Raw genomic sequence first — 26,345 nt, 5'->3', positions numbered from 1 at the left:
CTGAATCGGGCGTAACGATTTACTCTCTCCCTCCCCTGCCCTCCCGATGACGTGAGGTGATCCATGTCCGTCCCCACCGCCGCTCCCGCGCGGTCCTCCATCACCCGGATCGTTGGCGCCAGCATGATCGGCACCACCATCGAGTGGTACGACTTCTTCCTCTACGGCTCGGCCGCCGCGCTGGTGTTCAACACCCTGTTCTTCCCCACCTCCGACCCGCTCACCGGCACCCTGCTCGCCTTCGTCACCTACGCCATCGGCTTTGTCGCCCGGCCGTTGGGCGGCATCGTGTTCGGGCACTTCGGGGACCGGCTCGGGCGGAAGAAACTGCTGGTGATCAGCCTGCTGATGATGGGAGGCGCGACCTTCCTGATCGGCCTGCTGCCCACCTACGCCACCATCGGCGCGGCCGCCCCGCTGCTGCTCACCCTGCTGCGGCTGGTCCAGGGCTTCGCGCTTGGTGGGGAGTGGGGCGGGGCGGTGCTGATCGTCTCCGAGCACGGTGACCCGAAACGGCGCGGCTACTGGGCTTCCTGGCCGCAAGCCGGGGTGCCCGCGGGCAACCTGCTGGCCACCGCGGTGCTGGCGGTGCTGGCCGCGGTGCAGCCCGAGGCCGACTTCCTGGAGTGGGGCTGGCGGATCCCGTTCCTGCTCTCCGGCGCGCTGGTCGCGGTGGGGCTGTGGATCCGGCTGGCGGTGGCCGAGTCGCCGGTGTTTCTGGCAGCTCAGGCCAAGGCCGAGCAGACCGGGGAGCGCGAGGCGCCGCCGATCGTGCGGGTGCTGCGCGAGCACCGGCGCGAGGTGCTGGTGGCCATGGGCGCCCGGTTCGCCGAGAACGTCTGCTACTACATCCTCACCGCGTTCATCCTGGTCTACCTGACCGGGCCGCTCGGCCTGCCCAAGTCCACCGGCCTGAACGCGGTGCTCATCGCCTCGGCCATCCACTTCGTCTCGATCCCGCTGTGGGGCGCGCTGTCGGACCGGCTCGGGCGCAAACCGGTGTACCTGTTCGGCGCGATCGGCACCGGGCTGTGGGGCTTCGCCTTCTTCGCCTTGCTGGACACCAAGTCCTTCTGGCTGATCACCCTGGGCACCACGGTCGGGCTGATCCTGCACGGCGCGATGTACGGGCCGCAGGCGGCGTTCTTCTCCGAGCTCTTCGGCACCAGGGTCCGCTACTCCGGCGCCTCGGTCGGTTACCAGCTGGCCTCCATCTTCGCCGGGGCGCTGGCCCCGCTGATCGCCACCGCCCTGTTGCAGCAGTTCGGGTCCTCGTTCCCGATCTCGGTGTACCTGTTCCTGGCCGCCGTGCTGACCACCGGCGCGGTGCTGCTCTCCCGCGAGACCAGGGGCGAGCAGCTCGGGTGAGCGAGTCCGACCTGGCCCAGTTGCTCGGCCTGCTGGCCACCGGCGCCGAGGCCGAGCAACTGGCCCGGCCCCTGGCCGCCGCACGGGAAACCGGCCTGCCCGCCGCACGGCTCCGGGTGCTGGCCGAGGCGACCGAGCACGCCCTGCGCATCCACCGCACCCTCGGCCAGCACCGGCGGCGGGAGGCCGAGCTGGCCGCGCTGTTCGACACCGCGGGCGACCTGGCCGCGCTGCGCGACGTGGACGCGGTGCTGCGCTCGATCGTGCGGCGGGCCAGGCTGCTGCTGGGCACCGACCTGGCCTACCTGAGCCTCAACGACGAGACCGCGGGCGACACCTACATGCGGGTCACCGACGGCTCGATCTCGGTGCGGTTCCAGCAGGTCCGGCTCGGCATGGGCGAGGGCCTCGGCGGGCGGGTGGCGCACACCGCGGAACCCGCGGCCACCGCCGGCTACCTCAGCGACACCCAGTTCGCGCACACCGCCGCCATCGACGCCGCGGTCGCCGACGAGGGCCTGGTGTCCATTCTCGGCGTCCCGCTTCGCCTGGCGAACAGGGTCATCGGGGTGCTGTACGCAGGTGAACGGGACACCCGCTCGTTCACCCCCGAGGAGATCGCCTTGCTCACCAGCCTCGCCGACCACGCCGCCGTCGCCCTGGACACCGCCCGCCTGCTGGAGCAGACCCGCACCCACCACGAGGCCCTGCGCCGCGCCGAGGCCGCGCACGACCGGCTCACCGACCTGGTGCTGCGCGGCGGCGACGTGCACGACGTCGCGGTCGCGGTGGCCGAGCTGCTCGGCGGCGGCATCGCCGTCCGCGACGCCGAGGGCGCGGTGCTGGCCCGCACCGGCACCGCCCCGCCCCGGGTGCCTGCCCAGGCGGTGGCCGAGGCCAGGGCCAGTGGCCGGGCGGTGCGCAGCGGCAGGCGCTGGGTGTGCGCGGTGCTGGCCGGGGCGGAACTGCTCGGCACCATGGTGCTCACCGACCGCCCCGAGCTCACCGAGGCCGACCAGCGGCTGTTCGAGCGCGCCGGGGTGGTCACCGCGCTGGTGCTGCTGCTGCGCCGCTCGGTGGCCGAGGCGGAGAACCGGGTCCGCGGCGAACTGCTCACCGACCTGCTGGCCGGCACCGCCGACCCGGACGCGCTGCTCGCGCGGGCGGCCCGGCTGGGCGTGGACCTGGGGCGGCGGCAGGTGGTGCTGGTCGCGGAGAGCGCGCGGGAGCGGGTGGGGGTGGCGGCGGCCAGGGTGGCGCGGGCGGCGCAGGGGCTGGCGGCGGGGGCGGTGCTGCTGATACCCGGGGAGGATCCGGGGGCGGTGGCGCGGACGGTGGCGGCGGAGCTAGGGGCGGCGGTCGGTGGGCCGGTGACGGTGGGTGGAGCGGGGCCGGTGGTGGTGGCGGGCGGGGGCGCGCTCGGCGGGGGCGCACTCGGCGGGGGCGCGCTCGGCGGCGGCGCGACGGGCGAGGGCACGACCGGCAGAGGCGCGGCGGGCGGAGGTGCGGTCGGCGGCGGCGCGGCGGGTGGCGGCGCAGGGATCGGCGGCGGCGGGGCTGGCGGTGGCGCGGCGGGTCCGGGGTTGCCGGGGGCGGGGCGGGGTGTGGCTGACGGGCTGGGCGGGCTTGGCGCGGCGCACCGGGAGGCGCAGCGGTGCCTGCGGGCGCTGCTCGCCCTTGGCCGTCGTGGCGAGGGCGCCGCCGTGGCCGAGCTCGGCTTTGTCGGGGTGCTGCTCGGCGACCGGGCCGACGTGGCCGGGTTCGTCCGGGACACCCTGGGCGCGGTGCTGGACTACGACGCCCGGCGGGGCACGGAGCTGGTGCGCACGCTCACCGAGTACTTCGGGCACGGGTGTTCGCCCGCGCGGACCAGGGAGGCGCTGCACGTGCACGTCAACACGGTCACCCAGCGGCTGGAGCGGGTGGCCGACCTGCTGGGCGCGGACTGGCAGGAACCGGCGCGGGCGCTGGAGGTCCAGCTGGCGTTACGACTGCACCGGTTGTCCGGCTGAGCTGATCCGGCTCGACCCGGTAGTTCACCAGCAACCTGCGCTCCACCACGCCCGCGATCTTCATGCCTCGCCTCCCCCGCGGTTTTGGGTTTGTCAGTCCGGCGGATTACTTTCATTCATCACTGAAGTCACAGACCTGCCGAAACTTTTGACGCATGCCGATCGCACTCGACCCGCCGCCGCAGGAAGTACGCCACCGTCGCCCCGCCCAGCGCCAAGCCCCAGAACGGGAAGAACGTCATCGGGTTGACGATGAACTCGGTGAACCCGACCCGCCCGACCATCCGAAGGAACACCCCCAGCCCCGCCGCCGTCACGATCACCGAGACGAACGTGGCCGGGATGATCGCCGCCAGCGGGCGCACCCGCTTGCCCCGCAGCCCCGGCACCCAGAACGGGTAGACCTCGCCCCACCGGTACACCAGCCCCAGCGTGAGCAGCCCGCCCAGCGCGGCGAAGGTGCCCAGCCCCGCCCCCGCGATCCACAGCCCGTTCTCCTGTCCCTCCCGCAGGAACTCCTCGCTGATCAGCCCGAGGCTGAACCCGGCGAACCAGGCCCACCGGGTCAGCGCGTAGGCCAGCGGGACCAGGAAGGCCAGGTAGGCGCACCACTTGCCCCATCGGGCGGCCGCGACGGGGGTGGCCAGGGCGGGCACGGGACGGGGGCCGATGCCGCAGCTCAGGCAGGCGTCCGCGGTGCGGCGCTGGTAGTTCAGGGTCGCGGCCAGCCAGAGCAGGGCGCCCAGGACGATGGCGAACTGGTTGAGGTTGGCGGTGTCGAACTTGTCCAGGTAGCTGACCGGGGGCCAGCCGAAGGGCGCGCCGATGAGCACGATCGGCAGGTAGCCGACCAGCATCAGCACCCGGCCGTCGTTGAGGAACAGCGCCAGCGCGGCCGTGACCAGCCAGGCCAGGGTGAGCAGCAGCGGGCGGATCGCCTTGCTGCCAAGGGACATCAGCAACGCCACCACGGTCGCGGTGGTCATGCCGAGGGCGAGCAGTGGGGCGCTGGTCGCGGCCGGGACCGCGCCGAGGGCGGACAGCTGCGCGGACGGGTCCGCAGGCCCGAAGGGGTAGCCGGGGGCGCCGAACGTCCAGCCGATAGCGAACACGGCGTACAGCGCTGACCAGATCGTGGCCGACCAGCGAATCATGGTGTCTCCTGAGGTAGAGGGCGGTGTTGCCGCAACGGTGTCGCGGATCCGCGGCCCCTGGCTCACCCCCTGGCGCGAACCCGCTCCCTCGCGAGATGGAGAGACAGTTCCGCCGCCCGGGGCTAACTTAGGTAGTCAGGCAACGCAATACTGGAGGGGGAACCATGACCGACACGGTGAACGTCCCGCTGTACATGACCCGGAACGGTTTCGCGCCGACGCCCGAGCTGGCCGAAATGCGCGACAGCCGGGCGATACGCAAGGTCCCGTTCGAGGTCTTCGGCGCCAAGGGCGAGGCCTGGCTGCTCACCCGGCAGGAGGACGTGCGGGCGGGCCTCGGCGACCACACCCGGTTCAGCAACAACCCGGACGTCCTCGGCGCGCGCCCGCTGCCGCCGGGGCTGACCAGGGAAGAGGCGGACCGGATGCGCAAGGGCAACATCCTGTTCCTGGACCCGCCGGAGCACGGCCAGGTGCGCAGACTGCTGACCTCGGAGTTCACCGTGCGCCGGATGCGGCGGCTGGAGGAGCGGATCGGGGTGATCGTCGAGGAGCACCTCGACCAGCTGGAGCGGCTTGGGCCGGGCGCGGACCTGGTGGCCAACTTCGCGCTGCCCATCCCCTCGCTGGTGATCTGCGAGCTGCTCGGCGTGCCCTACGCCGACCGCGCCGACTTCCAGGCCCGCAGCGCGCGGCAGATGAACGCGCTGCTGCCGGTGGAGGAGCGGATCGCGCTCAACCGCGAGGGCCAGGCCTACATGCACTCGCTGGTGACCAAGGCCAGGGCGAACCCGGGTGAGGACCTGATCGGCATGCTCATCCGCGAGCACGGCGCCACCGTGGACGACGACATGCTGGTCAACATCGCCTCGCTGCTGCTGCTCGCCGGGCACGAGACCACCGCGAACATGCTGGGCATCGGCACCTACGCCCTGCTCACCCACCCCGAGCAGCTGGCCTGGCTGCGGGCCAACCCGGACCGGATGGACAACGCGGTGGAGGAGCTGATGCGCTTCCTCACCGTGGTCGCCTCCGGGGTGCCCCGGATCGTGGTGCAGGACGTGGAGCTGCACGGGCAGCGGATTCCCGCGGGCGACCTCGTGGTGTTCGTGCTCGCCTCGGCCAACCGCGACCCCGAGCAGCTGGACCGCCCGGACGAGCTGCTGCTGGACCGCCCGCCGCGCCCGCACCTGGCCTTCGGGCACGGCGCGCACCACTGCCTCGGCGCGACGCTGGCCAGGTCGGAGATGCGGGCCGCGTTCAGCGCGCTGCTGCGCCGGTTCCCCGGCCTGGCGCTGGCCGTGCCGCCGGAGCAGATCCGGTTCCAGCCGCGCCAGGCGGTCTACGGAGTCGCGGAGCTGCCGATCACCTGGTGATCGACCCGCACGGTGAGCACCCCGTCGGCGATGCTGCCGCGGCCGGGCAGGCCGTAGGAGTCGAGCAGGTGCCGCACCACGGCGTTGTCGGCGTAGGTGTGCAGGCAGACCGCGCGCACCCCGTCGGCGACCGCGGCCTTGGCCAGCCGCCGCAGCAGCGCCCGGCCAAGGCCCCTGCCCTGCCAGTCGTCGCGGACCAGGAAGGCCAGCTCGGCGGGGTCGGCGGCCTGGAACACGCTGCCCGCGCCCACCACCTCGGCCCCGGCCATGGCCAGCTGGGTGTGCGTGGCGTGCTGGCTGACCAGGCAGCCCAGCGCCCGCCCGCTGGTCTGCGGCGCGCCCAGGAACCGGCGGCGCAGCGTCTCCGCCGAACAGCGGCGGTGCAGCTCGACCAGGCCGTCCAGGTCCGGCGGGCGGGCCCGGCGCAGCAGCGCGGTGCGCCCGGCGAGCCGGATCAGCTCCGGTAAGTCGTCCATGGCCCCCGATCCTGGGGGCGGCAGGTGACGCCGGCGTTACCCGGCCGCGTGGGTTTCACCACCGTGCGCGGGGTGAGCGGGGAAAACCGTTTGCCGGGCACTTAAACTGGTCCGCAGTATGGGTACGCCGCTTGTGAGCCCCTCGCTCACCGAACTCCACCACCGTCTCGCCGAGCTGATGCTGCGTGATCAGCGTCGGTTGCGCCGTCGTATCGAGGGGGCCCGCAAGCTGCGGGACGCCGGGAAGCGCGCCGCGGTCACCGCGGAGATCGCCGGCGAGGTCGCCGCGGCGGAGCTCCGGCTGGAGAACCGGCGCAACTCCCGGCCCAAGATCACCTACCCGGCGCAGCTGCCGGTCAGCCAGCGCAAGGACGAGATCCTGGCCGCGGTCCGCGACCACCAGGTGGTGATCGTCGCGGGCGAGACCGGCTCCGGCAAGACCACCCAGCTGCCCAAGATCTGCCTGGAGCTGGGCCGGGGCGTGCAGGGGCTGATCGGGCACACCCAGCCCCGACGGCTGGCCGCGCGCACGGTGGCCGAGCGGATCGCCGAGGAGCTGGGCACCTCGCTCGGCGAGACCGTCGGCTACCAGGTCCGCTTCACCGACCAGTCCAGCACGGACACCCTGGTCAAGCTGATGACCGACGGCATCCTGCTGGCCGAGATCCAGAACGACCGGACGCTGTCCCGCTACGACACGCTGATCATCGACGAGGCGCACGAGCGCAGCCTCAACGTGGACTTCCTGCTCGGTTACCTGGCCCAGCTGCTGCCCCGCCGCCCCGACCTCAAGGTGATCATCACCTCCGCGACCATCGACCCCGAGCGGTTCTCCCGGCACTTCGGCGACGCCCCGATCATCGAGGTCTCCGGCCGCACCTACCCGGTGGAGGTCCGCTACCGGCCGATCATCGACCCGGACAGCGAGACCGAGGACACCGACCGGGACCAGGTCACCGCGATCTCCGACGCGGTGGACGAGCTGCTGCTGGAGGGGCCTGGCGACATCCTGGTCTTCCTCAGCGGCGAGCGGGAGATCAGGGACACCGCGGACGCGCTGGAGAAACGGGAGCTGCGCAACACCGAGGTGGTGCCGCTGTACGCGCGGCTGTCCGCGGCCGAGCAGCACCGGGTGTTCCAGGCGCACACCGGACGGCGGATCGTGCTGGCCACCAACGTGGCCGAGACCTCGCTGACCGTGCCCGGCATCAAGTACGTGATCGACCCCGGCACCGCGCGGATCTCCCGGTACTCCCACCGCACCAAGGTGCAGCGGCTGCCGATCGAACCGGTCTCCCAGGCCTCGGCCAACCAGCGCAAGGGCCGCTGCGGCCGGGTGTCGGAGGGCATCTGCATCCGGCTCTACAGCGAGGAGGACTTCGAGGCCAGGCCGGAGTTCACCGATCCGGAGATCCTGCGCACCAACCTGGCCTCGGTCATCCTGCAGATGACCTCGCTGGGTCTGGGCGACCTGGCCGCGTTCCCGTTCATCGACCCGCCGGATGCCCGCAACATCACCGCCGGCGTGCAGCTGTTGCAGGAGCTGGGCGCGCTCGACCCTGAGCAGAGCGATCCGAAGAAGCGGCTGACCCCGTTGGGGCGCAAGCTCTCCCAGCTGCCGGTGGATCCCAGGCTGGCCAGGATGGTGCTGGCCGCCGACGAGCTGGGCTGTGTGCGCGAGGTGCTGGTGATCACCGCCGCACTGTCCATTCAGGACCCGCGCGAGCGGCCGGCGGACAAGCAACAGGACGCGGACAGCAAACACGCCCGCTTCGCCGATCCGAACTCCGACTTCCTCGCCTACCTGAAGCTGTGGGAGTACCTGCGGGAGCAGCAGCAGGAGCTCTCCAGCAACCGGTTCCGCAAGCTGTGCAAGGCGGAGTACCTGAACTACCTGCGGGTGCGGGAGTGGCAGGACATCCACAGCCAGCTGCGCCAGGTGGTCAAGCAGCTCGGCATCACCCCGAACAGCAATCCCGCGCCGGAGCAGCAGATCCACACCGCGCTGCTGTCCGGCCTGTTGTCGCACATCGGTCTGCAGGAGGAGCGGAAGAAGGAGTACCTGGGCGCGCGCAGTGCCCGCTTCGCCATCTTCCCCGGCTCCGCGCTGTTCAAGAAGCCACCGCGCTGGGTGATGGCGGCCGAGCTGGTGGAGACCTCGCGGCTGTGGGGCCGGATCGCCGCCCGGATCGAGCCGGAGTGGGTCGAGCCGCTGGCCGGGCACCTGGTCAAGCGCACGCACAGCGAGCCGCACTGGGAGAAGAAGCAGGGCGCGGTGATGGCCATCGAGCGGGTGACCCTGTACGGGATCCCGCTGGTGGTCAACCGCAAGGTCAACTACGGCCGGATCGACCCGGAGCTGAGCCGGGAGCTGTTCATCCGGCACGCGCTGGTCGAGGGCGACTGGGAGACCACGCACAAGTTCTTCCACGCCAACCGGGCGCTGCTCGGCGAGGTCGAGGCGCTGGAGGACCGGGCGCGGCGGCGGGACATCCTGGTCGACGACGAGACGCTGTTCGCCTTCTACGACGAGCGGATCGGCAAGGAGGTCGTCTCCGGGCGGCACTTCGACAGCTGGTGGAAGAAGACCCGCAGGGAAACTCCCGACCTGCTGACCTTCGACAAGCAGGCGCTGATCAACGCCACCGCCGGGTCGATCACCGAGGCCGACTACCCCGATGACTGGCGGCAGGGCGGGGTGACGCTGCCGCTGACCTACCGGTTCGAGCCGGGCAGGCGGGACGACGGGGTCACCGCGCACATCCCGGTCGGCGTGCTCAACCAGGTCGACGGCGACGGCTTCGCCTGGCACATTCCCGGGCTGCGCAAGGAGATCGTGGTCTCGCTGCTGAAGTCGCTGCCGAAGAACCTGCGCCGCAACTTCGTGCCGGTGCCCGATGTGGCCGAGGCGCTGCTGAGCCGGCTCTCGGTCGAGGACGGCCACGTGCTGGACGCGGTGGAAGACGTGCTGCACGAGCTCACCCAGATCGAGGTGCCCCGGGAGGCCTGGCAGCTGGACCAGGTGCCGGACCACCTGAAGACCACGTATCGGGTGGTCGATGAGAACGAGAAGGTGCTGGCCGAGGGCAAGGACCTGGCGGCGCTGAAGCGGAAGCTCACGGCCCAGGTGCGCAAGACGTTGTCCAAGGCGGGCAACGAGCTGGAGCGGACCGGGTTGCGGGACTGGACCATCGGGACGCTGCCGAAGACTTTTTCGCAGGAGCAGAACGGGTTCACGGTCACCGCTTATCCGGCGTTGATCGATGAGACGGACAGCGTGGCGGTCCGGATGCTGGACAGCGCGGCCGAGCAGCGGCGGGCGATGTGGCGCGGGACGCGGCGGTTGTTGCTGCTGACGGTGCCCTCGCCGGTGAAGCAGTTGCAGCGGGGACTGAGCAACCAGGCGAAGCTGACGTTGAGCCGGAATCCGCATGGCGGGGTGGCTGATCTGCTGGTGGACTGCATCAATGCGGCGGCGGACAAGCTGATCGCGGCTGGGGGCGGGCCTGCTTGGGACGCGGCTGGGTTCGACAAGCTCCGGGATGGGGTTCGGGGCGGGTTGCAGCTGGCGGTGTTCGAGGTGGTGGGGCACGTTGAGGCGACGCTGATGGCTTGGCATGAGGTGTCTGCCGTGTTGGAGACCAAGGCTTCGCTGGATGCTGCCGCGGATGTGCGGAAGCAGGTGGATGCGTTGGTGTACAAGGGGTTTGTGACTGCTACTGGGTGGTCCCGGGTGGTGCATCTGCCGCGGTATCTGCGGGCGGCCAAGCATCGGCTGGAGAAGGTTGGGGAGAATCCTCGGCGGGATGCGGAGTTGCAGGCTCAGGTTTCGCAGGTGCATCAGGCGTATCTGGAGCTTCGGCGCGAGGTGCCGCAGGCTGCGGCTGGGTTGGCCAAGATTCGGTGGATGATTGAGGAGCTGCGGGTTTCGTATTTCGCGCAGTCCCTGGGGACGGCTTATCCGGTTTCGGACAAGCGGATCTATCGCGCGATGGACGAGTTGCTGACTAGCTGAGCCGGTGCCGGATCCAGACGTTCGGTTCCACGTAGACGGCGTGGTCCTGAGCGGTGGAGACCAGCACGGGGGCGAGCGCGCCCGGCACCTCGACGGTGCCGTCACGGTCGAAGGGCAGGCCGGTCCATTCGCGCCATTGGGCCAGGGAACCGGCGATGGCCATGGAAGCCGGGCAGGTGTGCAGGATCTGCGCGCCCAGGCGGACGTGCACGCGCAGCCAGGGGTCCTCGGGGAGGCCGTCCGGGCGGCGGCGGGCGACGTAGTCCGGCATGGGGGTGTGGGGTTCCAGGTGTTTGTGGCTGGGGCGGAGCGGGGCCACGAGATCGGTGAGGCCGGCTTGGGCGGCGTGGTCGCGCAGGGCGGTGGCGAGGCGGGTGGACAGGCCTTCGCCTTGGCGCTCCGGGACCACCACGATTTCCAGCAGGGTGGCGGCGGTGGGCTGGCGTTGCTCGTCGGCGTCGGCCAACGCGTCGCCAATGATGGCGTCCCAGCCTTGGTCTGGCAGGGTTTCGGGGTTGCCGTCCCAGGTGAAGGGGACGCTGTGGCCGTAGCCGATGAGGGTTTCTTGTTCGAGCAGCATGAGCTGGTACTCGGGGAAGCGGTCGATCGCGGTGTCCAGGAGGGCGGAGACCGGGGAGTGCCGCATGAACTCTGGCCAGGCGGAGTCCATTGCCGCGTGGGCTGCTCGGAGGTCTGGGCGGTTGGCCAGGGTTGCCAGGTGCATGGCTCTTAGGTTAGCCGCGTTGTGCGGTTGATTTTGTGATTTGGTTTGGGGCCCCTAGGCCATCCCTGATTGGGCTTTCGGGGCAGGCGGTGAGGCCTGCCCAATCGCTGGGGTAGCTTATGGGATGGCCTCCCCCCAAACAAAATCACAAAATCAACCGCTCGCATAGAGCGTTATTGCCGCTGGCGGGCGTTTGCTTCTGCTTGTTGGGCGGTCGCGGTCAGTTGATGTCGAACTCGTTCTCTTCGGGGTCCTTCATCGCTATCGCGTAGTGGTCGATTCCTTCCTGGTACATAACAGGCGGTTCTTCACGGTCTTTGCGTCCTGGACCGGCTGGAACCAAATGCCCGGTCCGCCGCCTTGCGGGCCGCTGATCCGGTCTGTGCTGCCGGTCAATGCTTCCCGACCGCCAGGCCCCACCCGGTTTCGCCACCTGGTACGCCTAGCGGACCGGCATCGATTTCCTGTCCGGCCGCTACTAGCGGAGCCACTTTCGATGCTTCTTCGCCGAAGCCTTGCGCCAGAGCGCTGGGAGTTCGGTGCGGGCTTGTGCCGCCTTTGCTTCGTCGCGGCCCAGGAACAGGCCGTAGGTGAAGCCGTTCTCCGTCGCCAGGTGGGCTTGGATACCCAGGTCGCGGAGGGCTTGGCGGCTTACTACGGCGTCCTGGTGGTGGCCCAGGAGGGTTTGGATGCTCTTCATTCGCTTGCGGAAGCGGGTGGCGTTCTTGCCGAACACCGGTTCCAGCGCTTCGGCGGCGTAGCGGGCTCGTTTGGCTGCTTTGCGGGCTTCGTGCAGGGCCAGTTCTTGTTCCGGGCCATCCTTGGTCGCCGCCTCTGTCATCGCTCGGTCCAGCTTGCGGTAGGCGCGGCGGACCTGCTGGGGCAGGACGTCCTTCGCGGGGTGGGTGGCCAGGCGGGTGGGCGGGGGCTCGGAGAGGACGAACTCCAGCAGGCACAGCAGGTCCAGGTAGCGCTGGCCGTCCAGTTCGGCGAGGACCTTCTTGCGGGCGGCGGCGAACTCCTGGCGGTAGTGGCCGTCGACCCTGGCCTGGACCGGGCCGAGGACGAGCTCGTCCGGGGTGTCTTGGATGTGCTGGGTGAAGCGCTCGTGCAGGACTTCCAGGTCTCTTGCCTCGCCCAGGACCGCGCCCAGCCATTTGAGCTCGTCGGACAGGCGGCCGGTCTGCTCCTTGTCGATGACCTTGCCGTAGGCGCGCAGGGTGCTGCGCAGGCGGCGGGTGGCCACTCGCATCTGGTGGATGGCGTCCGGCTTGTCGCGGCGGATGAGGATGTCGCCTGCCACCAGGGCGGCGGCGTGGGCGCGGAGGTAGGCCAGGACGACGGTGATGGCGGAGGACTTCTTGGTCAGGGGGCGGGGTGGGGTGTGCGCGAAGACCGGGCGGGGCGGGGTGCCCAGCAGGCGGCCGATCTTTGACTTGGAGGTGCTGCGGTGGGCTCCCGCTGCGGTGAAGCGTTCGTCCACTGTGGACAGTAGGGCCAGGTCGCCGTTGACCAGCTCCACTTCGGCCTCCTGCCAGGTGTCCAGGGTGGCGGACTCGCCCATGGTCTGGGCGCTGACGTCGTCGATGACCACCTCGGCCAGCACCGTGCCCTCGGTGTCGACCAGGTGCCAGCGGCGGCGGGTGGTGCGCAGGCGGCCGATGGGGGCGAGGTCGTTACCCCTGGTGTGCGCGCGGACGAGTGTGGCCAGGGGGGCGGGGACCTTGCGGTTGCGGCCCAGTGGCAGGCGGATCTCCTCGCGGGTGTCCGGGCCGAGGGGCAGCTTGAGGTGCCAGCCGGCGTCGTCACCGCCGGTGCGGCGGCGCAGGGTGATGCCCTCGGCGAGCAGGCGGCGGTCGGCGGTGTCGAAGTAGGTGGCGTCCAGGGCCAGCTCGTCGGGGCCCAGCAGGGCGGCGACGCCGGGCAGGCCGTCCAGGTCGGGCAGGACCAGTGGTTCCGTCGCCTCGTACTTGCGTTCGATCTCCCGCGTTTCGGTCGCCATCTTGCATGCTTACCCGAGATCCGGCCGTTCAGCACCTGGTGTTTGTGGTTCGCGGTGATCGGGAACGGCCCTGGGGAGGAGGTGTGCGATGAACCGCCCAGCCGACGAAGTCCCCGAGGCCGACGCGTTGGAACAGAGGACCGAGGTGATGCCGGAGGAAGAGGACGTGCTCATCGACGTGCGGCCACTGGAGGCCGATCCCGCCGATGTGGCAGACCAGCACCGATCGGTCCCACTGGATGAGGAAGAGGTCTAGGTACGGGCACGTACACGGGAGGGGGCGCGGGCCTTGCCGCGGCGGATGAGCTGCGCCGCCGTGCGGGTGTTGATCACTCGGTCCGCGTCCACTCCGCATTCCTGGGCCCGGGCGCAGCCGTAGCTGAGCCAGTCGAGCTGGCCGGGGGCGTGCGCGTCGGAGTCGATGGCGAACTCGCAGCCCAGCTCGACGGCCAGGCGGAGCAGCCTGCGGGGCGGATCCAGGCGCTCCGGGCGAGAGTTGATCTCTACGGCCACCTGGTGGTCGCGGCAGGCGGTGAAGACGCGTTCCGGGTCGAACTGGGACTCCGGGCGGCCCTTGCCGGTGACCAGGCGGCCGGTGCAGTGGCCGAGGACGTCCAGGTGCGGGTTGGCCACCGCGGCGCACAGGCGTTCGGTCATCTCCGCGGCCGGCATGCGGAGCTTGGAGTGCACGCTGCCCACGACCAGGTCCAGTTCGGCGAGCAGGGCGGGGTCCTGGTCCAGGCTGCCGTCGTCGAGGATGTCGACCTCGATGCCGGTGAGGATGCGGAACGGGGCCAGCCGCTCGTTGAGCTGCCGGACCAACTTGAGCTGGGCGCGCAGGCGGTCGGCGGAGAGGCCGTTGGCGACCCGGAGGCGGGGTGAGTGGTCGGTGAGGGCGATCCACTCGTGGCCCAGCTCGCGGGCGGCCTCGGCCATCTCCAGGATCGGACTGCCGCCATCCGACCAGTCGGAGTGGGTGTGGCAGTCCCCGCGCAGGGCCCGGCGCAGCTCCTCGCCGCCGGTGCGGGTGGGCGCGGTGTCCAGCAGCGAGGTGAGGTAGCGGGGCTGCTGACCGGCGAGGACCTCGGTGATGACGGCGGCGGTGGCCTTGCCGATGCCGGGCAGGTCGGTGAGCGTGCCGCGCTCGGCCCGCTCCCGCAGCTCCTGCTCGGTGAGCGGCTCGACGGTGGACGCGGCGCGGCGGAACGCCCGCACCCGGTAGGTCGGCTCGGCGGCCCGCTCCAGGTGGAAGGCGATCTGGCGCAACGCCCGAACGGGATCCACCAGCCAGGAATACCCCGCTTGATCCCGGGCAACTCCTCTGGCCATGGAGGCGGAGCTACCTACGCTGACCAGCCTGGACGAGCTGGCCAAGGTCGTCGACGAACACCCGGAGGACCTCTACCTGCGCTGGTCGAAGGGACCGGACACCGATCAGGGGTCGGTCAGCAAGGACGAGCTGACCGGGGTGGAGCTGCCCGGCCTGTCCGCCAACCCACTGGCGGTGGAGCGGTGGTGGGCGGACCGGCCGCTGACGGTGTGGGTGGCCCGCCGGCTCTACGACTACCGCCACCTGCGCGAACGGCGTGGTCCGCAGGTGCGGCCCTGGCTGTTCCAGGGGGCTGAGGTGGGCCGGGGGCCGGACAACGAGCCGCTGGTGCGGTGCGACCGGGCGGTGGCCTGGATCGCCGAGGAGGTGCTGACCGAGGCCGAGCGCACGGTCACCGAGTACCGCGCCGACTGGGGCCCGCTGGACCGCGGCGGCAGCCGGTAGCCGGGCTAGTGGCTGGTCAGTTCCCCGGTGAGCCTGCCGTGCATGGCCGCGCTGTGCTGGTTCAGGCCAATGATCTCCACCGTCTTGCCGCGCTCGGCGTACTTGGCGGTCACCGCGTCCAGCGCGGCCACCGTGGAGGCGTCCCAGATGTGCGCCCGGCTCAGGTCGATGACCACCTGGTCCGGGTCGTTCGGGTAGTCGAACTGGCCGACCAGGTCGTTGCTGGAGGCGAAGAACAGCTCGCCGTTGACCGTGTAGACCACCCGGTCCTCCTCGCGGACGGCGTCCAGGGTGACCAGGTGGGCGACCCGGCGGGCGAAGATGACCATGGCGGTGATGGTGCCCGCGATGACGCCGATGGCCAGGTTGTCAGTGGCCACCACCAGCGCCACGGTGACCGCCATGACGCCGATCTCGCCGGCCGGCATCCGCTTGAGGGTCCTGGGCGCGACCGAGTGCCAGTCGAAGGTGCCGACGGCGACCAGCACCATCACCGCGACCAGCGCGGCCATCGGGATCTGGGAGACCAGCGGCCCGAACACGATGCACAGCACCATCAGGAAGGCCCCGGCTAGGAAGGTGGACAGCCGGGTGCGCGCGCCGTTCTTCACGTTGATCATCGTCTGGCCGATCATCGCGCAGCCGCCCATGCCGCCGAACAGGCCGGTGACCACGTTGGCGATGCCCTGGCCGATCGACTCGCGGGTCTTGTCCGAGCGGGTGTCGGTCAGCTCGTCGACCAGCTTCGCGGTCATCAGCGACTCCATCAGCCCGACCAGCGCGAGCGCCACCGCGTAGGGCGCGATGATCTTGAGCGTGTCCAGGGTGAACGGCACGTCCGGCAGGCCGGGCACCGGCAGGCTGCTGGGCAGCTTGCCGCGGTCGCCGACGGTCGGCACCGCGATGCCGGCGGCCACCGTGATCGCGGTCAGCGCGATGATCGCCACCAGCGGCGCGGGCACCACCTTGGTCAGCCGGGGGAAGAACACCATGACCGCCACCCCGGCGGCGAAGAGCGGGTACACCGCCCACGGCACCCCGTACAGCTCGGGCAGCTGGGCCAGGAAGATCAGGATGGCCAGCGCGTTGACGAAGCCGACCATCACCGAACGCGGCACGAACCGCATCAGCTTGGCCACCCCGAGCGCGCCGAGCGCGATCTGCACCAGCCCGCCCAGGATCACCGTGGCGATCAGGTAGCTCACCCCGTGCTCGCGCACCACCGGCGCCACCACCAGCGCGATCGCCCCGGTCGCCGCGGAGATCATCGCCGGGCGGCCGCCGAAGACGGCGATGGTCACCGCCATGGTGAAGGAGGCGAACAGGCCCAGGCTCGGGTCGACCCCGGCGATCACCGAGAAGGAGATCGCCTCCGGGATCAGCGCGAGCGCGACCACCAGCCCGGCGAGCACCTCGGTGCGCAGGACCTTGGGGTTGAGCCAGGCGGGACGGGCGAAACGGGACGAGGCCACGAGAGCAGAACCTAGCTCGCGGCGCGGTGAATGATCGAATCCAGTGGCCCCGGTCACCCCCGGGGGATCGCAGCCACCGCTTCCACCTCGATCAGGATGTGCGGGGCGGCCAGCCCGGCCACCACGATCAGCGAGTGCGCGGGCCAGTCCTTGGCCGGGAACCACTGCTCGAACAGCCCGGTCCGCCCGGCGCGCACCGCAGGCAGGTGCTCGGTGCCTGCGACCATGGTGAACAGCTTCAGCAGGTGCTCGGGACCGCCGCCGGCCTCGGCGAGCAGCGCGGCCAGGTTCTCGTGCGCCAGGCGGGACTGGGACTCCGCGTCGGCAGGCATGCTGCCGTCCGGCCGGGCCCCGATCTGGCCGGCGACGAACAGCAGCTCGTGCCCGGCGGGCGCGGTGGCCAGGTGGCTGTACTGGCCGACCGGCGGGCCGACCACCGCCGGGCTCCAACGCTGGATCACAGGTCCTCCAAGGCAACCAGGCCGTCCTGGATGGCGCGGGCCACCAGCGCGGCCTTGGTCGGGGCGGCCCGGCCGACGTTGGCGTACTTGATCCGCACCCGGTCGATGTAGGTGTTCACGGTACGCGCGGACAGCCCGAGCTTCTGCGCCACCATCTCCTTGGACTCACAGGTGAACCACTCCACCAGCACGTCCTGCTCGCGCGGTGCGAGCCGGGGCCGGTTGCCCCTGGTGTCGGTGCCGATCGCACCGGCCAGCGCCGGGGGCGTGTACGGCAGGTTGTTCGCCGCGGCGCGGATGGCCGCCACCAGGTGCGTCTGGCCCTCGGCCTTGGTCAGGTAGGCGAAGGCGCCGATGTCCACGCAGGTCAGCGCGGTCTCCGCGTCATCGCGCATGGTGTAGACGATCACCTGCCGCCCGGCGTCGACCAGCCTGGTCAGGTCGCCGTAGCCGGGCTGGGTGGTGTTGCCCAGGTGCAGGTCCAGCACCACCACGTCGGCGCTGGCGCCGGGCTCGGTCCAGGCCTCGGCGACGGTGGGCCCGGTGGCCAGCACCTCGATCGGCGGATCGGCAAGCCTGCACCAGGCCTGGACACCGGCCACGATCGCGGGGTGGTCGTCCACCACCACCGCGGTGATCAGTTCTGCGCTCGCCACTTGGCTTCCACCCACACCCGATCCGCGTTCACCAGGTTCGTCACCTCAACGCCATCGGCCCGCACCACCGGTGGTTCCGGAGCGTCGGCGACCACGCTTACCGTAACGGCGTTAGCGGAACCGACCACGGTCACCCTCGCCGTGCTGGCCGCGGCGACCAGGGTGGCCAGCGCCGGTTCGGTCAGCGCCCGCCGCACCGCCAGCGCCAGCGGTGGCCGCTGCCCGCGCACCGCGAGCTGCACCGTCACCCCCTGCCGCTGCGCGGTGTCGATGCAAGCGGCCAGCTCGTGCAACAACGGATCCGCCACCTCGTCCCCCTCCGCGAACAACCGCCGCATCCGCGCCGCCTCCACCGCCGCCCGCCGCCGCACCAGCTCATCCCCGGGATCGGCCCGCCCCGCGGCCAGGTCCACCAGCAACGGCAACGCGGTCCGCGACAACGCGGCATACCGTTCCTGGTGGTCCCGCTGCAACTCCGCCGCGATCGCCGTCGCCGTCCGCCGCTGCTGTTCCGCCCGCGCCGCCACCGCCGCCTTCGCCGCGATCCGGTGCAACATCACCGCCGCGAACCCCACCGCCACCTGGTAACCGAACACGGTCACCCCGGCGATCAACAGCCCCACCAGCGCCGCCCGGTTCGCCTGCCCCACCAGGACGAGCTGGCCGAGGTTGACCGCCGCATGCACCCCGAGGAAGATCAGCAACGCGCCAATCCCCTTGTCCAGCAACAACAGTATCCCGAACCAGCCGAGCAACATGAAGGACCATTCGGCCCGGCTCACCACCAGTTCCGGCGGCACCCCGGTCAGCGCGAGCAGGGCGGAGGCGAAGACCAGGACGAGCAACGGCCAGCGCCAGCGCCCCGGATCGGCCCGGACCGCGCAGAAGACCGCGACCGCGAACAGGATGCCGAAGGCGACCAGCTCCATGGCCAGGGACCGGTAGACCTCGGCGTGCGCGATGATCACCGGCAGGGCGAGGCCGAGCAGCCCGGCGAAGGTGATCAGGACGGTGGCCAGCCGGAGGCCGCGCAGGTAGGCGGCGGCGGTCCACCCGGGGCTGCGGGCGGCGAGGATGTCTGTCTCGGCGCTGGTCCGGGGCGCGGCGGGGGTTGGCTGACCGGTGGTCCGCGCTGGTTCGGTGCCGGTCTCGCCGGTGGTTCGCGCTGCGGCAGCACCGGCTTGGTCGCCGGTCTGGCGTGCGGCAGTACCAGCCTGGTCGCCGATCCGGCCTACGGCAGTGCCAGCCCCGCCATCCCGCCAAGCCCAACCCCGCCGCACCCGCGCCAGCCACCCACCCCACGCCCCCCGCCTCATCCGGGCCACTCCAACCGCACCGTCGTCCCCTCCCCCGGCGCCGACCGCACACTCCCCCGCCCGCCGACCCGGTCCATCCGCGCCACCACCGACCCGGTCAGCCCCCGCCGCTGCGCCGACACCGCCTCCACCGCGAACCCGGCTCCCTCGTCCCGCACCTCCACCACCACCCGGGCTCCGTCCCCGGACACCACCAGCGACGCCCGGTCCACCCCGGCGTGCCGGTGCACGTTGCGCAGTGCCTCGGCCACGCCGCGCGCCAGGGCGTCGGCCACGTCCGCGGTGACCACCGGCTGGTACTCGAACCGCAGGTCCACCGCCACGGGTGCGGCCTCGGCGGCGCGGGTCAGGGCCGTGGCGAGGTGGACCGGGTCGTGGTCGGGTTCGGGGCGGGTGGCCAGGGCGGCGACGTCTCTGGCCGCTTGTTCGGCGAGCCAGGGTTCGGGTTTGGTGGCCACGCCCATGCCGACCATCAGCAGGGTGGCCGCGCCGGTGTCGTGCAGGGTGGCCAGGTACTCGCGGTGTTCCCGGTTCCTGGCGGCTTCGACCTCGGCCGCGCGGGCGGCTTCCGCGGCCAGGGCGGTGGCGGTGTCGGCTGCCCTGGCGCCGCGGCAGACCAGCACGAACAGCAGTCGCGCGAGCCCGGCCTCGACGAACAGCCAAAGGCCGTAGGGGATTCCGGTGTCCCACTCGGCCACCAGCGCGACGCCGCCGGAGTAGGCCACGAACAGCACCAGCACCACCACGACCAGCGCGCCGGGCGCGGGCGGGATCCGCCACTGCCAGCTGACCGCGACCACCGAGACCATGACCAGCACCCAGCTGGTCCCGTCATCGAGCGCGGCCGCCGGCTCGATCTCGCCCTGGAGCAGGCACAACGCGGTCAGCACGGCCAGGTCGACGGGCAGCACCCAGCGTCCGTCGGCCCACCACAGCACCAGGTTCCACAGGTTGACCGCCAGCACGGCGGCGATGGTGACCGAGAGGTTCTCCGCGCCGGAGAGGGGCGCGAGCAGTCCGGCGCAGGCCAGCACGACTGTGCGTACAAGCAAGGAATACCGGAGGGCTGAGCGACGGAACTCGCGTTCGATCGCCCACTCCGGGTCCATGGCTGGAGAGACTAGCTCGTGTTGGCTAGCTGGGTCCGCCGATAGTCGCTGGGAGTGAGGCCGACTTCACGATCAGCCCAGTGCAAGAGCCTGTTCGGACCGTAGGTACGGGCGCACGTTGCGCATGGCCCTGCCGATGTACTCCTCCTTCTCCCCGACTGGCACCACATAGGCAAGCGCCTCCTCCGCGGCCTCAGGTCCGGCCAGCCTGGCGATGATCCAGGTGGCCAGGTAGTGCGAGGCGAGGCAGCCGCCGGCGGTGGCCACGTTGTCCCTGGCGTAGAAGGGCTGGTTCAGCACCTCGACCCCGGCGGCCACCACCCACGGCTTGCTCGTGCGGTCGGTGCAGGCCGGGACGCCGTTGAGCAGTCCGAGCCTGGCCAGCACCAGCGTGCCCGAGCACTGCGCGGCCAGCAGCTGGCGGGCCGGGTCGAGCCCGCGCAGCACGTCCATGATCGCGGGATCCTCGACCACCTCGCGGGTGCGCGACCCGCTGCCGACGATCACCGCGTCCGCGGCGCAGGCCTCCTCCAGGGTGGCCATCGACTCGATCACCACGCCGTTCATCGAGCGGACCGTAGGCGCGGGGCTGGCGATCGTCACCCGCAGCTCCGGCTGCTTGACCCGGTTGAGCAGGCCGAGCGCGATGAGCGAGTCCAGCTCGTTGTAGCCCTCGAAGGTCAGGATCGCGATGTGCATGGCGCGAGCCTAGGCAGCCGATCCAGGACAGTCGAAAAATTGTCATGCATACAATCAGCCATGCGGATCCCCCGGTACAAGCGCCTGGTGGACGCGCTGGCCGCGGACATCCGGTCGGGGCGCCGGCCGGTGGGCACCCGGCTGCCCACCCACCGCGAGCTGGCCGCCCGCGAGGGCATCGCGCTGGTGACCGCCTCCAGGGTCTACGCCGAGCTGGCGGCGATGGGACTGGTCAGCGGCGAGCAGGGCCGGGGCACCTTCGTCCGCGACCTGGCGCCGCGGCCGGGTCAGGGCGTCGACGAGCAGTCGGTGGCCGCCGACGCGGTGGACCTCAGGTTCAACTACCCCTCGGTGCCCGGCCAGGCCGACCTGCTGCGCCAGGGCCTGCGCGAGCTGGCCACCGCGGGCGAGCTCGACTCCTACCTGCACTACCAGCCCCATGGCGGCCGGGCCAAGGACCGGGCCGCGGTCGCCGGACACCTGCGCCGCCGCGGCCTGCGGGTGCCCGCGGACCGGGTGCTGCTGGTCAGCGGCGCTCAGCACGGGCTGGCGGTGACCGCGATGGCCGCGCTCCAGCACGGCGACGTGGTCGCGGTGGACGCGCTGACCTACCCGGGTTTCCGGGTGCTCGCGCAGACGCTCGGCCTGGAGCTCGCGGCCGTGCCGGTCACCCGCTCCGGGCCGGATCTTGGTGCGCTGCAACAGCTCTGCGCCCAGCGCCCGGTCCGCGCGATCTACACCATGCCGACCCTGCACAACCCGCTCGGCTGGGTGCTCTCCCGCACCACCCGCGACCGCCTGGTCGCGCTCGCCCGCCGCCACGACCTGCTGATCATCGAGGACGCCGCCTACGCCTACCTCGCGCAGGACTGCCCGCCGCCGCTGGCCGCGCTGGCCCCGGAGCGCACGGTCTACGTCTCCAGCCTGTCCAAGAGCGTGGCCACCGGCCTGCGGGTCGGCTTCCTCGCCGCACCGCCGGAGCGGGTGGCCGCGATCGAGCGGGCGGTCCGGGCCACCACCTGGCACACGCCCCCGTTGACCACCGAGCTCGCCTGCCGCTGGCTGGCCGAGGGCACCGTGGACCGCCTCGAAGCCGAGAAACGCGCGGACGCCAAGGCCCGGCAGGCCATCGCCCGCGAAGCCCTGGCCGGGCTCACCGTGCTCGGCCACCCGGCCTCCTACTTCCTCTGGCTGCCGCTGGTCGAGAGCGCGCGGGCGGACCGCATCGCGGCTTCCCTTGCCCGGCACCACATCTCGGTATCCACCGCGGAGCAGTTCGCGGCCACTACCGTTGTGCCGCAAGCACTCCGGCTGGCGCTGGGTTCGGTCGAACCCGCCGAGCTGCGCCGGACCCTGCACACGCTCCGGCAGGTGGTCGAGGCGGACGCGCTCCGCTGACCTGGCCCGATCCTTGCCCTGGGCAAGCGACTACGGCTAATCGAGATCACGTTCCTCGTCCGGGTGTGCGGCGGGATGGTGCCGCGTGTGCCCACGGGAGGCGCACGCGGCCACCGCCGCCGCAGCGTCGCGTCGGTCCCGCCCGGACCAACGCGCCGGCTCGGCGGCCTCGGCGAAGAAAACCCCCAGTTGCCTCTTCGCCCCCCACCCGCCAGGAACAACCCTAGGACCGGCGGGCCACCTGTGGTGACGGTCGATCGACCCGCACGGAAGGAGCAACCGTCCGACTCCGCTGCGTGAGCACCACACAGGCCAGCACGACCACCGCCATCAGCGCGGTGTACAACCCGATCTCCTCGCCGAGCAGCAGCGCCGCCCAGCTCAGCGTGAACACCGGCTGGGCCAGCTGCACCTGGCCGACCTTGGCCACCCCGCCGCGGGCGAGTCCGGCGTACCAGGCGAAGAAGCCGAGGAACATCGACACCAGGCTCACGTAGCCGAAGCTCGCCCACGCCTGCCAGCTCACCGCGGCCGGTGCGATGGGCAGCGCGGAGACCACGGTGAGCGGCACGGTCAGCGGCAGCGAGATGACCAGCGCCCAGCAGATGGTGCGCGCGCCGCCGAGGTCGCGGGCCAGCGCGCCGCCCTCGGCGTAACCCAGGCCGCACAGCACCACCGCGGCCAGCAGCAACAGGTCGGCGAACTCGAAGCTCCCGCTGAGCCCGCCCGCGGTGCCCAGGAACACCAGCACCGCGAGCAGGCCGGCGCCGCTGGAGAGCCAGAACCGGCCGCTGGGCCGCTCCCCCGCGCGCAGCACCGCCCACACCGCGGTGGCCGCGGGCAGCACCGCGATCACCACCGCGCCGTGCGAGGCGGTCTGCACGGTCAGCGCCAGCGAGGTGAACAGCGGGAAGCCGATGATCACGCCCAGGGCGACCAGCAGCAGCCGCCCGAGCTGCCGCCGGTTCAGCCGTCCCCAGCCGGTCAGCCACAGGTAGCCGAGGGAGAGCACCCCGGCCACCGCGGCCCGGCCGAAGGCGACGAACCAGGGGTTCAGCTCGGCCACCGCGAGGCGGGTCAGCGGCAGCGACAGGCTGAAGCTGAGCACGCCCAGCGCGCCGAGCAGGAAGCCGCCCGTTATCCGGTTCTGGGCGATTACGTTACTCTTGTCCCTCATGAATGACGATAACGCCGCCCGCCGCGTTATCCAAGAGCTGCGGGCGCACGTCACCTCCGCCGCGGTCGGCTCTCAGCTGCCCTCGGTGCGGGATCTCATGGCCAGGCACCGGATCTCGCCGGTCACCGCGCAGCGGGCGATCCGCCGGCTGGCCAGCGAGGGCCTGGTGGAGGTGCGGCCGGGCAAGGGCAGCTTTGTCGCCCCGCGCGCCACCGGCGTTACCGAGGTGGCCGACCTGTCCTGGCAGGCGGTGGCCCTCGGCGAGCGCAGGGCCGGTGAAGAGGCGCTGCCCGAGCTGCTGGCCATGCCGCGTCCCGAGCTGATCCCGCTCTCGGCCGGCTACCTGGAGGCCGCGCTGCAACCGGTGAGCGCGCTCGGCGCGGCGCTGGCCAGGGCGGCCCGGCGGCCCTCGGCCTGGGAGCGCGGCACCGTGGAGGGCAGGCTGGAGCTGCGGTCCTGGTTCGCCCGCCAGACCGGTGGGGCGTTGCGGGCCGGGGACATGGTGGTCTGCCCCGGCGGGCAGTCCGCGCTGGGCACCGCGTTGCGCGCGCTGTGCGTGCCGGGCGACACCGTGCTGGTGGAGGCGCCGACCTACCTGGGCGTGATCGCGGCCGCGCGCGCCTTCGGCCTGCGCGTGGTGGGCGTGCCGGTGGACGCCGACGGCGTGCGCCCCGACCTGCTGGCCGCCACCTTCGAGCGCACCGGGGCCCGGCTGTTCTACTGCCAGCCCGCCTACGCCAACCCGCACGGCGCGGTGCTGGCCCCGCACCGGCGGGCCGAGGTGCTGGCCGCGGCCCGCGCGGCCAGGGCGTTCATCCTGGAGGACGACTGGGCGCGGGACCTGGTGATCGAGGGCGAGCAGCCGCTGCCGCTGGTCGCCGAGGACCTCCACGGCCACGTGGTGCACCTGCGATCGCTGACCAAGGCGGGCGCGCCCGGCCTGCGGGTGGCCGCGATCGGCGCGCGCGGCGCGGCGGGCGCGCGGATCCGCACCGCCAGGGTGGCCGACGACTTCTTCGTCTCCGGGCCGCTGCAGGAGGCCGCGCTGGAGTTCGTGGCCTCCCCGGCCTGGGCGCGGCACCAGCGCACCCTGCGCGCCGAACTACTGGCGCGCCGGGACACCCTGGTCACCGCGCTGGCCACGCACCTGCCCGAGCTGACCCTGGCCGTGCTGCCCCGCGGCGGGCTGCACGTGTGGGCCCGGCTGCCCGACGGGGTGGATGATCTCGCGCTGACCACCGCGGCCGCGGCGCACGGCGTCGTCGTGTTTCCCGGACGACCTTGGTACGCCGCGGAACCACCGGCTCCGCATCTCCGGCTGACCTTCGGCGCGGCCGCCCCCGAGGTGCTCGGGGAGGGGGTGCGGCGGCTGGCCGCGGCGTTCGCGAGCTTGTGACTCAGTCCCGTGCCCTCGCCTGCTGGGGGATGACCGGCGACTGGGGACGGCGCTGGATCTCGTCCAGCATCTCGGCGATGGTGTCCGGGACGAACAACTCCACCACCTTCTTGGCCGCTGCCAACATGTCTTCGCGGGTGGCCACCGCGTCCTGCTGGACCACGCTCTGGTACATCACGACCTCACTACCTCATCCTCCACCGGCCGCGCCCGACTTCCCTTGCCGGACAACAGATCTACCTGCCGGTGCGGAGTTACCGGCAAGTCATCGCCCGATCGGCCTTATAGGTGCTGCGTCACAGCATTCATGCTGGTACAAGCAACACGAGGAGTGGTCCAGTAGCGAAGGTGAGCGGCTGACCGCCCGGTTGGGTGAACGTGGTCCCGTTGTCGGCAGCGGGCCGTGACCACCGGCCCTGATAGGACCGCCCGTCCCGCAGCACGGTGGCCTCACCGGAGCCGACGGTCTGGGCGAACGGGCTGGTGCCCTTGCTGTCCCGGAACGGCGAGTCGCGCACCACGACCTTCTGCACCACCACGGTGCCCACGCTGAGCGCGCCGCCCTCGGCCGCGGCCAGTGGCGCGCCGTCCATGCCGACCCGCCAGCGCTGCTCCTGCGGGTTGTAGTCCAGCGACACCACCGCCGCCGGGTAGCGCACCACGTGCTGGGTGGTCTCCGCGCCGCCCTCGGGGGCCGTACCGAAGCGGAAACCGATGTCGCGCACCGCACCCGCGCCGGGCGCGGCGGCCAGCAGCTTCTCCGGGCTGGCGTAGGTGTTGTGCGGGGCGGCGCGGCGGGAGTCGTGGGTGTAGGCGTCCCGGGCCTTGTCCGGCGGCACCGGCACCAGCGGGGCGGCGCCGATCCGCGGCGCGAGCTCGGGCGCGGAGCCGGAGTAGGCCAGCGCGGGACGCTGGAACTGTTGCAGCAGCTCGAGATCCGACTCCCGGGCGCTGCGCACCGGCCCGACCGAGGCGGGCAGCCGCGAGCTGAACACCGCGACGAACCGGGTCAGTCCGCCCTCAACCGGTTCCAGGTAGAGCAGGTCGGCCTGGGTGAGCCCGGTCTGCGGACGCGCGGGCGAGACGTTGTCGACCTTGACCGCGAGCACCGGCTGACCGGCCGCGGTGGGTAGTCCGGTCAGCGGCGAAGGGGCTTCGGCCGCCGAGATGGACGGGCTGCTGGGCGGCGGGGCTGGGGTCGAGCAGGCGCTCAGCAGCAGGAGCGACAGGAGCGGGATGGTCAGTGGGCGCACGGCAACCTCCCGGCGGGGCCAGTGCAGTGAGGTTAGCGAGTTCGGGGGGTGCCAGCGACCGCACTTTCAGGTGAGCGCTTCCTCGTCCAGCCGCGCCAGCAGCAGGGTGGTGGAGTCCGCCACCGTCGGCTCCCCGGCCAGGCCGGTGGTCTTACGGCCACTTGGCGATGACCAGCCGCGGCGCGAGCCGGGTGTGCGGGGCGGGCAGGGCCATCAGCTCGGCCACCACCTCGCGCAGGCTGCCCGAGCAGTCCCAGACCACGCCGCCCTTGGCGCCGGGCTGGTCGGCGAGCAGGCGGACCGCGCGGGCGTCGTCGCGGTCGGCGATGAACACCGCGTCGGTGAAGTCGCGGTCGGTGAACGAACCGGCCAGGCCGAGGGTCTGCCCTGCCTCGACCCAGGGCCGGAATATCCAGCCTGCCTCGCGCAGCGCGGCCAGCACGACCAGCTCCGGATCGTCCTGCGCCGCCTCTTGCCCTGCCGTCATCGTTCACCTCGATTCCGCTT

23 protein-coding genes are annotated in these 26,345 nt (G+C 71.8%); 8 read left to right on the top strand and 15 right to left on the bottom strand.

Annotation, left to right across the window (positions count from 1 at the left end; all coding sequences use genetic code 11):
- The first annotated feature begins 63 nt into the window (after positions 1 to 63).
- Positions 64 to 1,368 (top strand): MFS transporter, encoded by a 1,305-nt coding sequence (locus M8C13_RS33235; RefSeq protein ID WP_252484733.1) that lies wholly within the window; start codon positions 64 to 66, stop codon positions 1,366 to 1,368.
- Positions 1,365 to 3,380, top strand: a complete 2,016-nt coding sequence (locus M8C13_RS33230; protein WP_252484732.1) for a GAF domain-containing protein — start codon at positions 1,365 to 1,367, stop codon at positions 3,378 to 3,380. Before M8C13_RS33235 ends, M8C13_RS33230 begins: the two co-directional genes overlap by 4 nt.
- Positions 3,381 to 3,508: 128 nt before the next feature.
- Here the strand turns inward: M8C13_RS33230 and M8C13_RS33225 are convergent, their stop codons facing one another.
- Positions 3,509 to 4,534, bottom strand: coding sequence for a hypothetical protein (locus M8C13_RS33225; RefSeq protein ID WP_252484731.1), 1,026 nt, complete (start codon positions 4,532 to 4,534; stop codon positions 3,509 to 3,511).
- Positions 4,535 to 4,698: 164 nt separating this feature from the next.
- Here M8C13_RS33225 and M8C13_RS33220 point away from each other — a divergent pair, with 164 nt between their 5' ends.
- Positions 4,699 to 5,910, top strand: coding sequence for a cytochrome P450 (locus M8C13_RS33220; protein WP_252484730.1), 1,212 nt, complete (start codon positions 4,699 to 4,701; stop codon positions 5,908 to 5,910).
- Here M8C13_RS33220 and M8C13_RS33215 read toward each other — a convergent pair.
- Positions 5,877 to 6,386, bottom strand: coding sequence for a GNAT family N-acetyltransferase (locus M8C13_RS33215; protein ID WP_252484729.1), 510 nt, complete (start codon positions 6,384 to 6,386; stop codon positions 5,877 to 5,879). The genes M8C13_RS33220 and M8C13_RS33215 overlap by 34 nt on opposite strands.
- 118 nt (positions 6,387 to 6,504) lie before the next feature.
- On the opposite strand from M8C13_RS33215, the gene hrpA reads away from it, so the two are divergent.
- Positions 6,505 to 10,401 carry an ATP-dependent RNA helicase HrpA gene (hrpA, locus tag M8C13_RS33210; protein ID WP_252484728.1) on the top strand — a complete coding sequence of 1,299 codons (3,897 nt, stop codon included), beginning with the start codon at positions 6,505 to 6,507 and terminating at the stop codon, positions 10,399 to 10,401.
- Here the strand turns inward: hrpA and M8C13_RS33205 are convergent.
- On the bottom strand, positions 10,394 to 11,125 hold the full coding sequence (locus M8C13_RS33205) for a GNAT family N-acetyltransferase (protein ID WP_252484727.1): 732 nt from the start codon (positions 11,123 to 11,125) through the stop codon (positions 10,394 to 10,396). The genes hrpA and M8C13_RS33205 overlap by 8 nt on opposite strands.
- Positions 11,126 to 11,603: 478 nt before the next feature.
- Complete coding sequence (locus M8C13_RS33200) at positions 11,604 to 13,127, bottom strand: CYTH and CHAD domain-containing protein (RefSeq protein WP_252484726.1); 1,524 nt, start codon at positions 13,125 to 13,127, stop codon at positions 11,604 to 11,606.
- An 88-nt stretch (positions 13,128 to 13,215) separates the two neighbouring features.
- On the opposite strand from M8C13_RS33200, the gene M8C13_RS33195 reads away from it, so the two are divergent.
- Positions 13,216 to 13,383, top strand: coding sequence for a hypothetical protein (locus M8C13_RS33195; RefSeq protein ID WP_252484725.1), 168 nt, complete (start codon positions 13,216 to 13,218; stop codon positions 13,381 to 13,383).
- On the opposite strand, the gene M8C13_RS33190 is transcribed toward M8C13_RS33195, so the two are convergent.
- Positions 13,380 to 14,411, bottom strand: coding sequence for a PHP domain-containing protein (locus tag M8C13_RS33190; RefSeq protein WP_252484724.1), 1,032 nt, complete (start codon positions 14,409 to 14,411; stop codon positions 13,380 to 13,382). The two genes, M8C13_RS33195 and M8C13_RS33190, sit on opposite strands and share 4 nt — an antisense overlap.
- Positions 14,412 to 14,454: 43 nt before the next feature.
- Between M8C13_RS33190 and M8C13_RS33185 the strand changes: the two genes are divergently transcribed.
- Complete coding sequence (locus M8C13_RS33185) at positions 14,455 to 14,901, top strand: DUF6098 family protein (protein WP_252484723.1); 447 nt, start codon at positions 14,455 to 14,457, stop codon at positions 14,899 to 14,901.
- Positions 14,902 to 14,906: 5 nt separating this feature from the next.
- Here the strand turns inward: M8C13_RS33185 and M8C13_RS33180 are convergent, their stop codons facing one another.
- The 6 genes from M8C13_RS33180 to M8C13_RS33155 form a co-directional block, all read right to left on the bottom strand.
- Complete coding sequence (locus tag M8C13_RS33180; protein ID WP_252484722.1) at positions 14,907 to 16,373, bottom strand: SulP family inorganic anion transporter; 1,467 nt, start codon at positions 16,371 to 16,373, stop codon at positions 14,907 to 14,909.
- A gap of 53 nt (positions 16,374 to 16,426) precedes the next feature.
- Entirely contained in the window at positions 16,427 to 16,834 is a 408-nt protein-coding gene (locus M8C13_RS33175; RefSeq protein WP_252484721.1) for a RidA family protein, read from the bottom strand.
- On the bottom strand, positions 16,831 to 17,490 hold the full coding sequence (locus M8C13_RS33170; protein ID WP_252484720.1) for a response regulator transcription factor: 660 nt from the start codon (positions 17,488 to 17,490) through the stop codon (positions 16,831 to 16,833). The genes M8C13_RS33175 and M8C13_RS33170 overlap by 4 nt, the downstream gene beginning before the upstream one ends.
- Positions 17,472 to 18,806, bottom strand: a complete 1,335-nt coding sequence (locus tag M8C13_RS33165) for a hypothetical protein (protein ID WP_252484719.1) — start codon at positions 18,804 to 18,806, stop codon at positions 17,472 to 17,474. Before M8C13_RS33165 ends, M8C13_RS33170 begins: the two co-directional genes overlap by 19 nt.
- Positions 18,803 to 19,915: a sensor histidine kinase gene (locus M8C13_RS33160; RefSeq protein ID WP_252484718.1), complete on the bottom strand. Its 1,113-nt coding sequence runs from the start codon at positions 19,913 to 19,915 to the stop codon at positions 18,803 to 18,805. Before M8C13_RS33160 ends, M8C13_RS33165 begins: the two co-directional genes overlap by 4 nt.
- 72 nt (positions 19,916 to 19,987) lie before the next feature.
- Positions 19,988 to 20,614 carry a DJ-1/PfpI family protein gene (locus tag M8C13_RS33155; RefSeq protein ID WP_252484717.1) on the bottom strand — a complete coding sequence of 209 codons (627 nt, stop codon included), beginning with the start codon at positions 20,612 to 20,614 and terminating at the stop codon, positions 19,988 to 19,990.
- A gap of 60 nt (positions 20,615 to 20,674) precedes the next feature.
- On the opposite strand from M8C13_RS33155, the gene M8C13_RS33150 reads away from it, so the two are divergent.
- Complete coding sequence (locus tag M8C13_RS33150; RefSeq protein ID WP_252484716.1) at positions 20,675 to 22,012, top strand: PLP-dependent aminotransferase family protein; 1,338 nt, start codon at positions 20,675 to 20,677, stop codon at positions 22,010 to 22,012.
- Positions 22,013 to 22,235: 223 nt separating this feature from the next.
- Here M8C13_RS33150 and M8C13_RS33145 read toward each other — a convergent pair whose 3' ends face one another.
- Positions 22,236 to 23,189: a DMT family transporter gene (locus M8C13_RS33145; protein WP_252484715.1), complete on the bottom strand. Its 954-nt coding sequence runs from the start codon at positions 23,187 to 23,189 to the stop codon at positions 22,236 to 22,238.
- Here M8C13_RS33145 and M8C13_RS33140 point away from each other — a divergent pair.
- The gene (locus tag M8C13_RS33140) at positions 23,188 to 24,585 is read left to right on the top strand and encodes a PLP-dependent aminotransferase family protein (RefSeq protein ID WP_252484714.1); all 1,398 of its coding nucleotides are present in this window, start codon (positions 23,188 to 23,190) and stop codon (positions 24,583 to 24,585) included. The genes M8C13_RS33145 and M8C13_RS33140 overlap by 2 nt on opposite strands.
- Position 24,586: 1 nt before the next feature.
- Here the strand turns inward: M8C13_RS33140 and M8C13_RS33135 are convergent, their stop codons facing one another.
- From M8C13_RS33135 to M8C13_RS33125, 3 genes are all read right to left on the bottom strand, one after another.
- Positions 24,587 to 24,760 carry a hypothetical protein gene (locus M8C13_RS33135; protein WP_252484713.1) on the bottom strand — a complete coding sequence of 58 codons (174 nt, stop codon included), beginning with the start codon at positions 24,758 to 24,760 and terminating at the stop codon, positions 24,587 to 24,589.
- Between the two features lie 130 nt (positions 24,761 to 24,890).
- Complete coding sequence (locus M8C13_RS33130; RefSeq protein ID WP_252484712.1) at positions 24,891 to 25,838, bottom strand: DUF3048 domain-containing protein; 948 nt, start codon at positions 25,836 to 25,838, stop codon at positions 24,891 to 24,893.
- A gap of 151 nt (positions 25,839 to 25,989) precedes the next feature.
- Positions 25,990 to 26,325, bottom strand: coding sequence for a hypothetical protein (locus M8C13_RS33125; RefSeq protein WP_252484711.1), 336 nt, complete (start codon positions 26,323 to 26,325; stop codon positions 25,990 to 25,992).
- Positions 26,326 to 26,345 lie beyond the last annotated feature (20 nt).

The sequence above is a fragment of the Crossiella sp. SN42 genome, from assembly GCF_023897065.1.
GTDB lineage: Bacteria > Actinomycetota > Actinomycetes > Mycobacteriales > Pseudonocardiaceae > Crossiella.
This window is presented reverse-complemented; position numbering and strand designations above follow the sequence as displayed.

Bases quoted from the DNA above. Each gene is read 5' to 3' on its own strand.
- M8C13_RS33135 (WP_252484713.1), bottom strand. From the start codon at position 24,760: ATGTACCAGAGCGTGGTCCAGCAGGACGCGGTGGCCACCCGCGAAGAC.
- M8C13_RS33145 (WP_252484715.1), bottom strand. From the start codon at position 23,189: ATGAGGGACAAGAGTAACGTAATCGCCCAGAACCGGATAACGGGCGGC.
- M8C13_RS33185 (WP_252484723.1), top strand. From the start codon at position 14,455: ATGGAGGCGGAGCTACCTACGCTGACCAGCCTGGACGAGCTGGCCAAG.
- M8C13_RS33195 (WP_252484725.1), top strand. From the start codon at position 13,216: ATGAACCGCCCAGCCGACGAAGTCCCCGAGGCCGACGCGTTGGAACAG.
- hrpA (WP_252484728.1), top strand. From the start codon at position 6,505: ATGGGTACGCCGCTTGTGAGCCCCTCGCTCACCGAACTCCACCACCGT.
- M8C13_RS33205 (WP_252484727.1), bottom strand. From the start codon at position 11,125: ATGCACCTGGCAACCCTGGCCAACCGCCCAGACCTCCGAGCAGCCCAC.
- M8C13_RS33165 (WP_252484719.1), bottom strand. From the start codon at position 18,806: ATGAGGCGGGGGGCGTGGGGTGGGTGGCTGGCGCGGGTGCGGCGGGGT.
- M8C13_RS33235 (WP_252484733.1), top strand. From the start codon at position 64: ATGTCCGTCCCCACCGCCGCTCCCGCGCGGTCCTCCATCACCCGGATC.
- M8C13_RS33225 (WP_252484731.1), bottom strand. From the start codon at position 4,534: ATGATTCGCTGGTCGGCCACGATCTGGTCAGCGCTGTACGCCGTGTTC.
- M8C13_RS33200 (WP_252484726.1), bottom strand. From the start codon at position 13,127: ATGGCGACCGAAACGCGGGAGATCGAACGCAAGTACGAGGCGACGGAA.
- M8C13_RS33220 (WP_252484730.1), top strand. From the start codon at position 4,699: ATGACCGACACGGTGAACGTCCCGCTGTACATGACCCGGAACGGTTTC.
- M8C13_RS33155 (WP_252484717.1), bottom strand. From the start codon at position 20,614: ATGCACATCGCGATCCTGACCTTCGAGGGCTACAACGAGCTGGACTCG.
- M8C13_RS33125 (WP_252484711.1), bottom strand. From the start codon at position 26,325: ATGACGGCAGGGCAAGAGGCGGCGCAGGACGATCCGGAGCTGGTCGTG.
- M8C13_RS33150 (WP_252484716.1), top strand. From the start codon at position 20,675: ATGCGGATCCCCCGGTACAAGCGCCTGGTGGACGCGCTGGCCGCGGAC.
- M8C13_RS33140 (WP_252484714.1), top strand. From the start codon at position 23,188: ATGAATGACGATAACGCCGCCCGCCGCGTTATCCAAGAGCTGCGGGCG.
- M8C13_RS33215 (WP_252484729.1), bottom strand. From the start codon at position 6,386: ATGGACGACTTACCGGAGCTGATCCGGCTCGCCGGGCGCACCGCGCTG.
- M8C13_RS33160 (WP_252484718.1), bottom strand. From the start codon at position 19,915: ATGGACCCGGAGTGGGCGATCGAACGCGAGTTCCGTCGCTCAGCCCTC.